The organism is Shewanella sp. N2AIL (genome assembly GCF_022690845.1).
In the GTDB taxonomy this organism is placed as follows: Bacteria; Pseudomonadota; Gammaproteobacteria; order Enterobacterales; family Shewanellaceae; genus Shewanella; species Shewanella baltica.
The window spans coordinates 175,567-189,751 of sequence record NZ_JALBYT010000001.1 but is presented as its reverse complement, the minus strand read 5'-3'; the positions used below and the strand labels follow the sequence as shown (position 1 = coordinate 189,751).

The 14,185-nt window shown below is 45.3% G+C and carries 15 protein-coding genes; 8 read left to right on the top strand and 7 right to left on the bottom strand.

Annotated features, from left to right (window positions below):
- The first annotated feature begins 7 nt into the window (after nucleotides 1-7).
- Nucleotides 8-718 (top strand): pirin family protein, encoded by a 711-nt coding sequence (locus tag MO387_RS00945; protein ID WP_107946907.1) that lies wholly within the window; start codon nucleotides 8-10, stop codon nucleotides 716-718.
- A 253-nt stretch (nucleotides 719-971) separates the two neighbouring features.
- On the opposite strand, the gene MO387_RS00940 is transcribed toward MO387_RS00945, so the two are convergent.
- From MO387_RS00940 to MO387_RS00920, 5 genes are all read right to left on the bottom strand, one after another.
- A complete protein-coding gene (locus MO387_RS00940) occupies nucleotides 972-1,496 on the bottom strand; it encodes a GNAT family N-acetyltransferase (protein WP_107946906.1) in 525 nt (174 codons plus the stop codon).
- Between the two features lie 167 nt (nucleotides 1,497-1,663).
- Entirely contained in the window at nucleotides 1,664-2,185 is a 522-nt protein-coding gene (locus MO387_RS00935) for a GNAT family N-acetyltransferase (protein WP_107946905.1), read from the bottom strand.
- 172 nt (nucleotides 2,186-2,357) lie between these two features.
- The gene (locus tag MO387_RS00930; RefSeq protein WP_106649949.1) at nucleotides 2,358-2,660 is read right to left on the bottom strand and encodes an NrfJ; all 303 of its coding nucleotides are present in this window, start codon (nucleotides 2,658-2,660) and stop codon (nucleotides 2,358-2,360) included.
- Between the two features lie 125 nt (nucleotides 2,661-2,785).
- Nucleotides 2,786-2,995 (bottom strand): DUF3820 family protein, encoded by a 210-nt coding sequence (locus tag MO387_RS00925; RefSeq protein WP_006082494.1) that lies wholly within the window; start codon nucleotides 2,993-2,995, stop codon nucleotides 2,786-2,788.
- Between the two features lie 168 nt (nucleotides 2,996-3,163).
- Nucleotides 3,164-3,634 carry a GNAT family N-acetyltransferase gene (locus MO387_RS00920; RefSeq protein ID WP_107946904.1) on the bottom strand — a complete coding sequence of 157 codons (471 nt, stop codon included), beginning with the start codon at nucleotides 3,632-3,634 and terminating at the stop codon, nucleotides 3,164-3,166.
- Nucleotides 3,635-4,160: 526 nt separating this feature from the next.
- Between MO387_RS00920 and MO387_RS00915 the strand changes: the two genes are divergently transcribed.
- From MO387_RS00915 to MO387_RS00890, 6 genes are all read left to right on the top strand, one after another.
- Nucleotides 4,161-5,003 (top strand): AAA family ATPase, encoded by an 843-nt coding sequence (locus MO387_RS00915; protein WP_107946903.1) that lies wholly within the window; start codon nucleotides 4,161-4,163, stop codon nucleotides 5,001-5,003.
- Complete coding sequence (locus tag MO387_RS00910) at nucleotides 4,963-5,430, top strand: CopG family transcriptional regulator (RefSeq protein WP_107946902.1); 468 nt, start codon at nucleotides 4,963-4,965, stop codon at nucleotides 5,428-5,430. Before MO387_RS00915 ends, MO387_RS00910 begins: the two co-directional genes overlap by 41 nt.
- Before the next feature lie 250 nt (nucleotides 5,431-5,680).
- On the top strand, nucleotides 5,681-7,084 hold the full coding sequence (locus tag MO387_RS00905) for an extracellular solute-binding protein (RefSeq protein WP_107946901.1): 1,404 nt from the start codon (nucleotides 5,681-5,683) through the stop codon (nucleotides 7,082-7,084).
- Entirely contained in the window at nucleotides 7,071-8,810 is a 1,740-nt protein-coding gene (locus MO387_RS00900; RefSeq protein ID WP_107946900.1) for a GGDEF domain-containing protein, read from the top strand. Before MO387_RS00905 ends, MO387_RS00900 begins: the two co-directional genes overlap by 14 nt.
- A 111-nt stretch (nucleotides 8,811-8,921) precedes the next feature.
- Complete coding sequence (locus MO387_RS00895) at nucleotides 8,922-9,746, top strand: M90 family metallopeptidase (protein WP_107946899.1); 825 nt, start codon at nucleotides 8,922-8,924, stop codon at nucleotides 9,744-9,746.
- A 24-nt stretch (nucleotides 9,747-9,770) separates the two neighbouring features.
- Nucleotides 9,771-10,421: a nuclear transport factor 2 family protein gene (locus MO387_RS00890; RefSeq protein ID WP_107946898.1), complete on the top strand. Its 651-nt coding sequence runs from the start codon at nucleotides 9,771-9,773 to the stop codon at nucleotides 10,419-10,421.
- 143 nt (nucleotides 10,422-10,564) lie between these two features.
- Here the strand turns inward: MO387_RS00890 and MO387_RS00885 are convergent, their stop codons facing one another.
- Entirely contained in the window at nucleotides 10,565-12,040 is a 1,476-nt protein-coding gene (locus MO387_RS00885; protein WP_107946897.1) for an HDOD domain-containing protein, read from the bottom strand.
- A 191-nt stretch (nucleotides 12,041-12,231) separates the two neighbouring features.
- Nucleotides 12,232-13,245 (bottom strand): low-specificity L-threonine aldolase, encoded by a 1,014-nt coding sequence (gene ltaE / locus MO387_RS00880; protein WP_107946896.1) that lies wholly within the window; start codon nucleotides 13,243-13,245, stop codon nucleotides 12,232-12,234.
- A gap of 344 nt (nucleotides 13,246-13,589) precedes the next feature.
- Here ltaE and MO387_RS00875 point away from each other — a divergent pair, with 344 nt between their 5' ends.
- A complete protein-coding gene (locus tag MO387_RS00875) occupies nucleotides 13,590-14,180 on the top strand; it encodes an OmpA family protein (protein WP_107946895.1) in 591 nt (196 codons plus the stop codon).
- Nucleotides 14,181-14,185 lie beyond the last annotated feature (5 nt).

Below are 14,185 nucleotides of genomic sequence, written 5' to 3'. Positions count from 1 at the left end.
AAGCAAGATGATCACATTAAGAAAAGCACAAGATCGCGGTCAAGCAGACTTAGGCTGGCTAAAGAGTCAACATACCTTCTCTTTCTCTAGCTACTATGACCCAGAGCACATGGGGATATCATCCCTAAGAGTCATCAACGATGACAGAGTGGCACCCGGCGCAGGTTTTGATACCCATGGTCATAAAGACATGGAGATCATCAGTTACGTGATATCCGGCACTATCGCCCACAAGGATAGCTTCGGCAATATCAAAACCTTACCCGCAGGTGAGTTTCAATTGATGTCCGCAGGTAAAGGCATTTACCACAGCGAGTTTAATGCCTCTAAAACCGAGCCACTGCACTTTTTACAGATTTGGATCCGCCCAGATACTTTAGGCATAGATGCGGGCTATCAGCAAAAAGCATTTGAGCAAAGCTCACCACTGACGGCTGTAGTGACACCAAACGGTGAAAATGGCACGCTCAAAGTGCAACAAGATGCGACCCTATATCGTTTAGTATTAAGCGAAGGCGAAAAAGTGACGATGGTCAGAACCGCCGAACAAGCGAGTCGTCATCTGTATGTGCAATTGATTGAAGGTACGCTGGATATCAATGGCACAACACTCACGACTGGGGACGGCGCACATCTGACCCAGCTTGCGAGTGTCGACTTTACTGCGACAAGCGGCCAAGTCACCGCACTAGTATTCGACTTGTCAGCTAACGCGTAATACGAGCGGCTTAACTGAACCACTCAGTAAAACCGCTTAACGATTGAGTAAACAATTAAGTAAGTCCTTGAGCAAACGGTTGAGCAAGTGATTACATGCCAGCTTGATAAGCACTCAACTAGAAGCACTGCCACAAGTCATCTTTGGCAGTGTTTTTTATTGGCGTTTTTATGGTCATGTTATAAGGCGATGTTATAAAAGCAGTGCTAACGGCCTCGTTGAGCGAACCAGACCCGCACTTTGATAAGCTGAGTTAAAGCGCGAGTGTCATGCTGAAATTAACCAACACTTGGGCTTGGCCCTGTGCTTTATCCGCCGCATTCAAAAAACGCTTATGTTCATTACGGCGAATACTGCGAAATCCTTGTTTTTCAAAAAAAGGTCGCGCGAGATAGGATGCTTCAACCGTTAATCGTTTCAGCGCTAAAATTTTAACTTCTTCAAACAACGCAAAATACAAAGAGGTGGCCACCCCAGAACGGGCATATTCTGGATGAACGAACAAACATTCCACTTCGGCAGCGGCTTCAACTTCACTGTCGGCGCCTATCTTAAGATTGATAAACCCCACCAGCATGTTATCCGCTTCAGCCACCCAAATCGTGGTGTCCTTTAAGCGTTCGAGCCAATAGTGCGCACTGCGGGTCTCTCCTTCGATATAAGCCCAAGCAGAGCGCTCGGCAAACGAGTAAAACTCGCCAGAGCCTTGCATCACACTCGCCTCAAAGATCGCCGCCAACTGCGAGACATCCGATGGCGTAAATAGTCGAATCTTCATTCTCTGCCCTCCATCTTGAATTGTTAATCGCTTAAGATTAACCGTATTCTAATCTAAGTTAAATAGCGCTGATTTAACTTAAATCGAGTCACGCAACGGCGTTAAGCTAATGTTTTACTATGGAATACCTTACATTACTTTTTGGGTTAACCCCTAGTGAGCCAATGTTAAACATTCTGTTCCATATTCTTTTCCATATAAAAGCCCGGGATCACTTGCCCAAGTTTTTGCTGATAACTGCGCTGTATTTGGATAAATCCCATCCGAGTAAACAATCCTTTAGACAGATAAGATGCATCCACACTCAAGCGCGCATAGCCTTGTGCCTTAGCCCACGCTTCTAAAACAAGATAGGCACGCTCACCCAATCCCTTAGCTTGATAATCTGGATGGATATATAAGCTGTCGACATAACCTTGGTGGGCAAAATGGGTTTCGACATTGATAAAACCGCAGCAAATTGAAGAAGCTGTCGCTGCGTCTTTAGCTAATACCACCCACGCCTTCGAGCGGTTTAAGCGCAAATCCCAATGTTTAGCCGATCTTGGCGCCGCAGACCAAGCGGCAAGTTGCGCCTGTGAATAACGAGCATGGGTGATGTTATGCACGCAAAGATGAACTAACTCACTCACCTCACGGGCATAACATGACTGGTAAGGCTGGATCTCAAACTGTTCAAACGCCGTCACTTAATTGTTCTCTGTTGAGTAATAACCGCTAGCAATAGTGCTATTTTGCCGCGTTTCGCTTAATCGAGATAGGCTCAAATTTTGCGGTTTTAATGGTTAGAAACAAAAACGGCCTCGATAATATCGAAGCCGTTTGCTTAAAGAGGCGCACAGGTTAGCGCACTCGTTACTGTTACTTCTTATCGATTTGACCGACAAATAACAGCTTATCAAAGGTGCGGTTTAAGGTTTTGCTAGTGAATTCGTTCATCCACATTTGTTCAACCACAGCCACTTTATCGCCTTTACTCACTTCAGTTTGAGGACCCGCAGCCCAAAAAGTGGTGTCAGCTTCTTTAATCTGTACGTAGGTGTAACCACCACCGTTCATCGTATCAACAACAGTCCCCTCGTGGGTGACACCTTGAGCCCAAGCACTTGATATGCCTAACGCTAAAGTCGCTACTGCCGCTAATTTTACCCATTTTGCCATCATGCCTGCGTTCCTTTTGTTTTGCTAATATGCTGCATTAAAGCATGCTAAAAACAATAAATCGCTAATCTCTATCACGAAATACAACACTTATCGCAAAAGCAGTATTTTTCTTAAAAGAAGGGAACTCATTTCAACAGCGGTTTTAGCATGCCTTCTAAACCATTAAGCTTGATTTCGTACATTAGGGCTAATTGCTCACCGAGTTTTCCCTGAGGGAAACCTTGCTTATGGAACCACACCAAATAAGGTTCGGGTAATTCGAGTAACTTACGTCCAGCGTACTTACCAAAGGGCATTTTTTGATTTACAGCGTCGATGAGTAGTTGCTGATCCATAGATTGTTATCTCGTGCAGGTTCGTCCCGATAATCCCACGGATGCTACAACATAAGCCAATCAAAGTCGCCAGTCGCCGTTAGCTTATACAAAAATGCACACAAAAGTGACCCTACACTCAAAGGCCAAGTTAGCATCATCGACGCACAAAATGCTCCACGCAGAACCCTAAGCGACAATCTTTAATAAATTTGGCCCTAAGTTAGCGCATGGCGCATATTGAAAACCATATTCACTGCATAAACGCTCAGACTCGCCATGGGCGGTAATACTGATGCAAGTCCCAGAACTTGCGTGTCCATCGACAAAGTCCATCACTCGCTCAAGCATGATCTTCGCCAGCCCATAGGATTGGTATTCGGGCAACACGATAAAATCTTCAATGGCCAAATGCCCAGGCTTATTACCGTAAACACACGCCGTAGCTAACAGATTAGACTTAGCGACTCCCGCGCCAGCATGCTCCATTTCAGCATTGTCACTCAATCGGATAGAGACCCAAAACAGTGCCTGCACATCCGCAAGCTCAACACCGATCGAAGGGCGGCCAGCGGCACTACGCAGATTGAGTAATTCATGGAATAGCGGTGCTGTTTCAACGAGTTCAAACTTAATAGGCATAATAGTTTTGATATCCATTTGGCATCCCTTCTCTCATGGTTGAAATTGCAAGCGATTTAGACGGCAGTCTAAGAGATGATAAAGCCAGCATTTGGCAGTTTGATGACAAGCACCTCACCAAACAAGACCACTTTCGACTGAGAAGTCGATTCTTTACACGGATTCATTAATAACATTTAGCAATATAAAATTAATATTTATACCGATAGAGAAATAAAAAGTCAGGATTCACATTTTGTGAACAGGCATAGATTGCAACAAACAAGCCTGCAACTTGATACCACTCAAATTAAACCTTTTAAAAATAAAAACTTAAAAATATCACTCACAAATTATTCCTCAACTATTACTTGTCAAATTAACGGCACGTGACCAGATACTGACAAAAAACCATTGCTGACAATTTAATCAAAAACCGTCAAAAATCAGCCAATTGACTGAGGTTAACATAAGGTTTACATTCGATTTCGAGCACAAAAACGGTGTGGCTCCCAACTCATCAACTCGCTGCCCAAGGGTCATCAAAAGAATTAAGGAATGCGTCATGATAGTGTTAATCGGCGGAGAAAAAGGCGGCAGCGGTAAAAGTTGTTTAGCCCAAAACATAGCTGTCTTTCTAACCACAGAATGCAATGCCTCAGTCATTATGGTGGACTGCGATCCCCAACGCACCACATCAGATTGGATCCAGGCAAGGAACAATAATCCCAAATTGGCCAGCATCAATTGTGTGCAGCTTTACGGCAAGATCCGTAATGACTTGCTTAGTCTTGAACAACATTATGATGTGGTCATAGTCGACTGTGGTGGTCAAGACAACCTAGCGCTGCGAGCAACCATGTCAGTCGCCGCTTACATTTTAATGCCCTTAAGACCTAAGCGCCGCGATTTGAAAACCGTTAGCCACATGGACGATATCGTCGCGACTTGTAAGATGATAAACCCAAAGCTACAGGCTTCATTTGTCATTACCCAATGCCCAAGTTTACCTAATCAAGCTAACCGAATTCTAGAAGCCAAAGAAGTCTGTAAAACCTATAATATCAACGTCCTTGATGCAATAACCTACTGCCGTAATGTGTATGATGACAGCGAAGAGTCAGGACTATCAGTGATTGAAATCGACCCTAGCGGAAAGGCCGCAGAAGAAATCCGTACTATTGCCTGTGAATTGTTCCAAGTCGATTGCGCCGCCAATTTAGAAGACCGCCTACATCCTGCGATGCTCGCTCAGAGTGCTGGTAAAGGTCAGATGCACAGTGGTTTGACAAATAATGGTTTGCTCAATAATGGTTTGCTCCATCAAACTCAACCCACTCACCTTACCACTCAACAAAGGGGGCAAAATGGGACTCAGCGACCTCAAGAAAAACGCTATGCCATCTAGCAGCATACAACCGTCGCTTTCGTTAGACGAATTTATTGAGGCAGCAAACTTATATGCCATGGGACAAAGCCTAAATAAGACAAAAACCAGTCATTTCGCTTTTGAAGCGGATGCAACAAACGCTAACACCGCTGACTCAAAGGTCGCTAACATAACGACCGACATAGAGCTAAGTCATTCCAATGTGCTGCTCTTGCACAAGCAGAGCTTAGGGACTGAAGTCTTATCGCCAGCACAAGTAGAGGCCACAACTCACTATCGCAAGGCAACCTTTTCACTCAGCGAAGCGGCTATTAGCCAGCTCGCCACCTTGTCGGAAGAAAGCACGCTCTCCAAATCGAAACTGCTCCGATTCTTGATTGAACAACATTACGAACTGCCCATTGCCCTGAGGCAATTACGAGAACAACAGCGCCAAAACTGTTAACGCTTCGCAATACTCCCACCCTTTTCCGGTAACTCAGCTAAGCTCGGGTTATCGGCTTTTTTACTCAAGAACAAGCACCAAGATAAAAACCACAATAAAATCGCGGCATAAGTGCTGATCCCACCTATCCTTAAATGTACAGAATGATGAATAAGTGTTATTTATTCACAGTGAATCAGTAACGTTAAGGTGTATTTTTTTGCGAAAGCCAAACCAACTTATCTGTCTTTGTTTAAGCGCTGCGTTTCTGATGCCCTGCTACGCAGAGTTTTCATTGGCACAAATCCCGCCGCTCACGAACAAAGCGCCCATCACCTTAGTCGCAGAAAAGGGATTTTGGACCGACTATTTAACACAAGAAATGTTGCCTAAATTCACTGAAAAAACCGGTGTAAAAGTGCAAGTGATCAGCACCGAACTTGATAGTATGTTTAATTTGCAGACCCAAGATTTACTCCAAGGTTCAGGCAAATACGACTTGCTGACGATGGAAGCTGGCTGGGCAAAAGACTGGGCAGCCAATGGCTACACAGTCCCTTTAGTCGAACTCGCAAAACTCTACGATCCCGACGGTGAAAAGGCCATGGAGAAGTACCTAGAACCCTATTACCCATCGCTACTGAACATCTTATCCTACCATGGAGAAATCCATGCTATTCCCTACAATAACTATGTGATGGGTAATCATTACCGATCCGACCTCTTCGATAATAACACTGAAAAAACACATTTTCAGAGCCAGTTCGGTTACCCGCTCGCACCAGCAAAAACCTTAACCGAGTTACGGGATCAAGCCCAGTTTTTCACCCGTAAAGCGGGCACTATGTTGGCGGATAAAATGTTAACCCACGACTTTTATGGCTTGGCGCTAATGTCGGGTGATAAGCCACATATTAACGATGAATTTTCCAGCATGATCTGGAGCTTAGGCGGCAATTGGATGCAGCCAATTTATAATGAACAAAAAAAGATCAGTCATTTTGAAGTGCCGACTATCAACCATGAGGCCATCAAAGCCGCCAAGCTTTATCGCGAATTAATGCCCTATGCCGTGCCTGCCAACGAGCAATTTGCCTTCAATGAGGCTGCCAATGCAATCGCCACAGGGCAAGCGGCAATGTGGCCTTTCGCTTACAATAATTTGTGGCATAAATCCTTCAAAGTTGAGCAAAATATTCCCGGCGCACGCCTTGCTGTGAGTCAAGTACCCGGCGGTTATTCCTATAACGGCGCCTATGCTTTTGCCGTGAGTTATGACAGCAAAAATCCCCAAGCGGCCTATTGGCTCATCAAATATATGGGCACCTATGAGGCGCAACACGCTTATGCTTTGGGCGGCGGTAATCCCTGTCGTATGGATGTTGTGACCGCCAACGAATTTAAAAGTGAATCATTAAGGACCATAGCGGGGGCATTCGAAGCAAGCCATATCGCGAATATGTTTTGGTCAACTAAGGTGTTAGAAGTTGGGCATTTTACCAGTACAGCCATGGGACAGATTTACCCTGAACTCAGCCATGCTTGTTATCGCGCTAGCCGCAGGCCCGCTGACAGCGAAGATATTTTTATTAAACTAAGTGCAGAGATAAAACACCTCCAAAATACCTATGGAGAGGTACCTGCGATTGACAAGAAAACCAATGACAAGCATTAAACCGCTGAAAAGCCTAAAACAAAAAATAACCTTAGCCTTCTATATTATAGTGGGCATGGCGCTGTTTAATGGTGTCGTCGCCATACTGCTGTCACAGCAACTGAAATCAGAAATTGAGCATTTAGTGGGAGTGGATGTTGTTAAAGTCACCACTGCGCTGCAACTGGCAAAAAACAGTGAAAAACTGCAAATCATCACAGCGCGCTTAAATCATTATGATAATGAACAGCAAAGACTTCGCCTATTGAGTGAGCTCTCCGCGCAGTGGGAACGATTAATTAATGACTCCCGATTACTGGCCTTAATTGAAACCTCTACTGTCAGTAAGCAAGAATTGAATCACGCGTTAGATATCCAACTTTACTATTTACAACAGCTGCCATTACTTGCCGAGTTAACCGATTCCGCCCTACAAGCCAATTTACAAGCAACAAATATTCAAGCCAATTTAACCTCAATGGCATCGGGATTTACCGATGAAATGCAGACCCAATTTCACAGCATCAATGCCGATTCAGAGCGTCAGCTTAAGCTGAAAAATTTTGACAAGATTGCGATGAATATCAATACCAACCAGCAATTGTCTCAATTTAGTCATTTGGGAGAACACTTATTTACCCGCCTATCTCAGGTAAAAATTATCGACAATCTGGTTGAGCTTAACCGCACCCAAAGAGAAGCGATGCGACTGCTGTTAAATATGGAGGCGATTCTCGAGGGCGTTAGCGGGGATACCAGTTTATATTTCAATTTGTTATCGCAAATAAAACAGACCATGGTCGGTGAAGATAACCTGTTTGAACTGTCCCGCAAGGCCATTAAAAGCACGCATATCGCCAATGCGCATTTAGAGTACCAAGCCGATGCCGCGCAAATCGTCGCGACCTATACCCAAAATCTGGTCAACCAAGTCGAGAATGAAATCCAACAAACGGGCGGCGAACTTAAAAGCGACAGCACCGCATTTATCATATTGATTTTCTGCAGTGGTATTCTGTATTGCTTCTTCATCTGGCTCACCAGCTGGCACTTCATCACTAAGGGCATTATCAAACCTGTGATGGCGACGCGAGATGCCATGAACGCTATCGCCAATGAAAAGCTCGACACCCACATGCCGGTCACTGACAACCTAGAACTGCAGCAAATGGTGAACTCTTTAGAAACCCTAAAAAGCTATGCGGCCCAGGTTAAAGGAATGGCGGAAACTGACGGACTAACAGGCTGCTACAACCGCCGTTATTTAGATATACAACTCCAAAAAGAACTCGAGTATGCAAGGGATCACAATATGCCCCTTGGCATCATTCTGTTTGATATTGATAATTTTAAACAATTTAACGACAGGTACGGCCATGTCGCCGGTGATCAATGTCTGAAAAACATTGTTAACGCCGCTAAATCCATCTTAAAACGCCCAACTGACATGCTCGCCCGCTATGGCGGTGAGGAGTTTATGATAGTGCTGCCATCGAGTCCTCTCGAGGAGGTCTATCAATTTGCCGAACGATTGCGGGAGAAAATCATCAGCCTAGAAATTCCCCATGAAGACTCTCCCCATGCGGGCATACTTACCATCAGCGCGGGGATTACTTGCTGGCAACTACCGCAACAGCTAGATACCAATAGTTTAATTAATCGCGCCGATGAAGCCCTCTATCATGCCAAACTGACGGGGCGTAACCGCACCGAAGCCCTCCTCGGCCAACCCATTCGCTATTCCTAAGGCGCCAATCGCGACGGCAGAAACGTTTCTTTTTTCAGCAAAGGATTGAGTTAAGTCCTTTTCACCCCCATTAGCTAATACTAAGTTAATCAGGATTAGGTCAGGGAAAGTATGCTCGCCATTGTTATCACGCTTATCCTCGGAGTCGGGGCAATCGCTTGGCTACTTTCAAGTCGTTGGCGCAAAACCTTGCACCGCCGCCGAGTCACGGCCAAACCCTTTCCAAAAGAATGGCGCAGCATTCTCAAAAAAAGACTGCCTTACTTCCATGCGTTACCGACAGATTTACAGCTACAGCTCAAACGGCTTATCCAAATCTTCATCGATGAAAAGGAGTTTGTTGGCTGCGATGATTTCGAGATCACCGATGAAGTGAGAGTCACTATCGCAGCACAGGCGTGCCTCCTGCTGCTCAATCGAAAAACAGACTTTTACCCCAAACTGAAACAAATTTTGGTCTATCCCGATGCCTTTATCGTTAATAATCAACATAGAGACACGAACGGTATTGTGTGGGAACAGCGCAATGTGCTGGCGGGCGAATCTTGGGAATACGGCAAAGTGGTGCTCTCGTGGAAAAATACCTTAGACGGCGCCGCCGATCCCCACGATGGCAATAATGTCGTGATCCACGAGTTTGCCCATCAGCTCGATCAAGAAGACGGCCAAGCCAATGGCGCGCCGATACTGCAACATTTTGCCGATTACAGCACTTGGTCAGAAGTACTAAGCAAGGCTTTCACCCAATTACAGCACAGCGCGAACTTTGGCACGCCCTCATTATTTAATTACTATGGTGCGACGAATCCCGCTGAATTTTTTGCCGTTATTACTGAAGTTTTTTTTGAAAAGCCAGAGGATTTCTACCAACAACACCCAGACTTGTATCAGGAACTGAGCCGCTTTTATCAACTCGATCCGATAAACTGGCATTAACCCATAAAAGTAGAGGCACACTAAATGCTCAAAGACACTCATGCATTCGCAGTTAAAGGCACCACTGTTAATCGCCCCGCTAATATGTGTCGCGCGACTAAAGCCAGTCGTGCTACTAATGCCAGTCGTGCCACTATTGTTAATCGCGCTAGCTTGGGGTTACTGCTCAGTGCTTTAATGCTTGGCGGCCTTAATGTAAGCGCACAGGCACAGGACTCGCCAACACAAAGCGCTCAAACACAAGACACTCAAGTCCAAGGCGCTCAAACGTCATCGAGTTCAGACCAACAAGCGGCAGCCCAGGTGTTGGATTTACTCAACCAATATTCAAGCGATGCCGATTGGGATAAGTATTTTGCCCTGTACCGAAAAGACGGCATTTTTATTGGGACGGATGCGAGTGAGCGTTGGGGAATGGCGGAGTTTGAACATTACTCCCGCCCTACAAAAGGTTGGCGCTATGATTTAACAGAGCGGCATTTAATCCAACATGGCGACGTCATAGTGTTCGACGAATTATTAAACAGCCCCGCCTATGGCGTCAGCCGAGGAACCGGTACTTTGATCAAAACCGATGGCAACTGGAAAATTGCGCAATACCACTTAAGTTTCCCAATCCCCAATGAGAAAGCGAAACAGATCACCGCCGAGATCAAAGCCGCAAATAAACAATAATGCCGCACTCCGCCGAATAGGGTTTCGAAAGCGTACAATTTAGAAAAAGTGAGATTTCGATATCATCACTGGTTCAAATTGTACGGTTTCAAATTGTACGGTTTCAAAAAACCAGCAATAAGAGAAGCAGCTAACAGCGAACGCTATCTCAAGGACACGGTAAAACACACATTCGCCAATTGGGAGAAGTGGATAAAACTTTGAAAATCCACTTCTTCAAATGCCCTTTCCGAAGGGCCCCTATCAGCATAATAAAACCCGATCACTTTGCTATCAACCAACAAAGGCGCCAGTAAAAAGCCCTTCCTTGACACGTGCCGTGCCTGTAATTCTTTGCACTGCTCCTGCCATTTTTTAGAACAGGGATCGTCCACCCAAAGTGGTGCCTTATGCTCCATCGCTTGATGAAATAGCCCACGTTTGTCACTCAAATCGATAATAAACTCTTGTTTTATCGCATCGGCATCACGGCCCAATATCACCCTAGGCTGGAGCTGTTTACGGCTTGGCGATAACAACAAAACACCGCAGCGGTCAACACCCACGCCCTCAAGAACACCTTCAAGAACCGTCTGCATTATCTGATTGAAATCTGCTTTATTAATGGCAAAACCTGTCAATTCACGCAACTTAGCTAACTGAATATTCAAGTTAACTTGATAGACTGGCATATCTAACGGAATGGGAGGTAGATCGGGTTCAGCGGCGACAATACGTTTAGGATCGGGCAAGTAATCGAGTAACACTTTAGCACCGTACACTTCTGCCAACTTATGGGTCGCATTCGCGCAGCGTTGCATTCGTACCAAAAACTCTTTTTCTTCTAGCCCAGTAAAACTCGCAGCTTGAGTCATACGTTTCGCTAACTCGAGCTTATCGAGAACGGGTTGCGATAAAATGTCGCAGAGCTTATCGGCAAGAAAAATAGCCCGAATATCTGGCCGCTGATCCTCTGGATAATTCAACGCTTGGATCAGCAACTCTCCCAATCCCCAATTACGGGCAATACTCTGGGTGAGCTGCAAAAAAGAAGCACCAAGGGCTTCACGGGTAGCACTTCTCTCTTCGGCGGGCGTTTCACATTGGCAGAGCGTTAAATCTAATTCTTCGGTAAATTCGCCCCCAATACTCCAAAAAGCGCTCTCGCCGATGTGATATAACAAAGAGGCAATAAAGGCTTCCTCCTGCATCTCCTCGTCATGATGACTCAACATCATCCGCGCAATCATGGCCGCTTGAAATGCTTTGGCCATCAACTTAATTAACCTTTGATAGACATTGGGCGCGAGATTTTTACTCTCCAACAAACTTGAGAGTAACTTAGCTGTGATACAGATATTTCGAACCGCATCGAAACCCAGCACTATGGCGGCGCGGCTAACGGTGGAGATTTGGCTACTTCCTTTATGATAAATAGCACTATTGGCGACTCGAAGAATACGAGAGGTTAAGGCGTTATCGTGCATCACGCTACGCCCAAGTAATGCGAGAGAGGAAACGTCATCCTTGGCGAGCTTTTCTAGCGATTTAACAGTCGAACACAGTGCTGGCATTTCTAATTCACTGATCCGATTTGTCCAATAATCGACCCCTTTATTAGTATTGTTATTAGGCTTCAACCCAAATTTACCTTAGCAATAAAACCTTATTGTTTTGAGTATAGATAAGCACAAATATTTCGCCCGTGGTCTAAGGCTTGTTTTCACCAATCAACAGTTAATTGCTCAATAATTCAACATCAAGTTATACCCGCAAATAAAAATGCCCGAGACAAAGCTCGGGCATTTAGAGGTTTTAAAACAAGCAGCGCTTAGGCGGTGAAGTGCTGCTTCATAACCCGCAACACTTTATCTATGTCCTGACGGCTCACATCTTTGTGAGTCACAAGCCGAATCGTGCGCCCAGGGCTTATTAGAATGCCTTCAGCTCGACAGTGTTTCGCCAATAAATCCGCATCTACCTGAGGCGCTAATTTGGCAAATAACATATTGGTTTGTACTGCGGCTAAATCGACGTCGAACTCACTCAACTCGGCCAACTGGTGAGCCAAATACGCCGCGTTGTCATGATCTTCACTCAGTCGTTGCACTTGCTCAGTTAAGGCGAGCTTACCCGCAGCAGCAAGTATCCCTGCTTGACGCATACCGCCACCGAGCATCTTACGCCAGCGAATCGCTTTCTTAATCAAACGCTCGTCACCTAAGAGTAATGAGCCAACTGGCGCGCATAACCCTTTGGACAGACAAATCGACACAGAATCAAAATGCGCCGTAATCTCACTTATCGCGATATTCTGCGCCACAGCCGCATTAGCAACTCGCGCGCCGTCGAGATGGATTTTTAATCCGCGATGAAAGGCCAGAGCCTGCGCGTCCGCTAAATAGCTTTGCGGAATCACTTTACCACCAATTGTATTCTCTAAACTGAGCAAACGCGTGCGGGCAAAGTGGATATCGTCAGGCTTAATGGCGGCTTCAATATCGGCCAAGGCAATGGTGCCATCGACTTGATTCAACAAAGGTTGGGGTTGAATGCTGCCTAAGACGGCGGCTCCGCCACCCTCAAATTTATAATTGTGGGCCTGCTGGCCACACAGATACTCATCACCACGCTCACAGTGGGCCATCAAAGCCAATAAATTCGCCTGCGTACCTGAACAGGTAAATAATGCGCTTTCAAAGCCAAACATCTCTGCGGCCATATCCTGCAGACTATTTACCGTGGGATCATCACCGTAAACATCGTCACCTACTTCGGCTCTGGACATGGCTAATCGCATCGCTGCTGTTGGCTGGGTAACAGTATCACTGCGTAAATCTATCATCTCGTCCTCAACTTAAGGTTTGGTTGGCGCTTAATGGGCTCAAGACTCTAGCGCCAAAGGCTTATTTTGTATAGTTTATCATCATGCTTATTCATCATGTTACTGACTCCAAACGTGAATACATGGGCGAAGTGATGATCTGAATATTGGCTTCAACTAATAAAAACATAAATATACTCAAGATATTGCCGATATATGCCTGTCGATGAGTTGACGCGTGAACGCGTTTCACTTGGCGAAATGCGCCTAAGTCGATAGAATGCCGCACTAAGATGGTCATGCTACAACCATGCGATCACTTTAGTAATTTTGACTAGTACTTATCGTTCAATAGGTGATTTGTAGTGAAAAACTCCCAATCTCGATGGATTCAGCTGGTACTTTTACTATTAAGTTTAAGCCTGACATCGCAGGTATTCGCTTGGTCTGATACTGACCAAGATGGCGTGCCTGACATCAAAGATGCCTGCCCTAACACAGCGCCAGACACGCAAGTAATGGCCAATGGCTGTGTTGAAGAGGTAGAGGTGGAAGCGACTGCATCAGCAGATTGTAGTGCGAGTAATCCCAATGCTGAGTTCAGCGCAGATTGTCATAATATTTCTACCGTTGTGGTGTATTTTGAATTTGCCATTGCCGAAGTTGACTTTTCGCAATGGAAAACTTTAGCCTTAGTGAAAGCATATTTAGCAGCGAATGATGTCGCACTAACCTTAGTGGGCCACACAGATATCGTTGGCACGCCTGAGTTTAATTATCAGCTGTCACTTCAGCGCGCTCAAAATGTGAAACGTATTTTGGTTGAAGATTATGGCTTTAATCCAAATCGCTTTACCGTAATGGGTAAAGGTATATCTGAACCTGTAGCGGACAACCGTTCTAGCGAAGGGCGCAGTTTAAATCGACGAGTACAATTTATCGTCAATAATAAATAGTTTTA

Coding starts and splice junctions, on each gene's coding strand:
- MO387_RS00945 (WP_107946907.1), top strand. CDS start 8: ATGATCACATTAAGAAAAGCACAAGATCGCGGTCAAGCAGACTTAGGC.
- MO387_RS00940 (WP_107946906.1), bottom strand. CDS start 1,496: ATGAAGATTCGACTATTTACGCCATCGGATGTCTCGCAGTTGGCGGCG.
- MO387_RS00930 (WP_106649949.1), bottom strand. CDS start 2,660: ATGATGGCAAAATGGGTAAAATTAGCGGCAGTAGCGACTTTAGCGTTA.
- MO387_RS00925 (WP_006082494.1), bottom strand. CDS start 2,995: ATGGATCAGCAACTACTCATCGACGCTGTAAATCAAAAAATGCCCTTT.
- MO387_RS00920 (WP_107946904.1), bottom strand. CDS start 3,634: ATGGATATCAAAACTATTATGCCTATTAAGTTTGAACTCGTTGAAACA.
- MO387_RS00915 (WP_107946903.1), top strand. CDS start 4,161: ATGATAGTGTTAATCGGCGGAGAAAAAGGCGGCAGCGGTAAAAGTTGT.
- MO387_RS00910 (WP_107946902.1), top strand. CDS start 4,963: ATGGGACTCAGCGACCTCAAGAAAAACGCTATGCCATCTAGCAGCATA.
- MO387_RS00905 (WP_107946901.1), top strand. CDS start 5,681: ATGCCCTGCTACGCAGAGTTTTCATTGGCACAAATCCCGCCGCTCACG.
- MO387_RS00900 (WP_107946900.1), top strand. CDS start 7,071: ATGACAAGCATTAAACCGCTGAAAAGCCTAAAACAAAAAATAACCTTA.
- MO387_RS00895 (WP_107946899.1), top strand. CDS start 8,922: ATGCTCGCCATTGTTATCACGCTTATCCTCGGAGTCGGGGCAATCGCT.
- MO387_RS00890 (WP_107946898.1), top strand. CDS start 9,771: ATGCTCAAAGACACTCATGCATTCGCAGTTAAAGGCACCACTGTTAAT.
- ltaE (WP_107946896.1), bottom strand. CDS start 13,245: ATGATAGATTTACGCAGTGATACTGTTACCCAGCCAACAGCAGCGATG.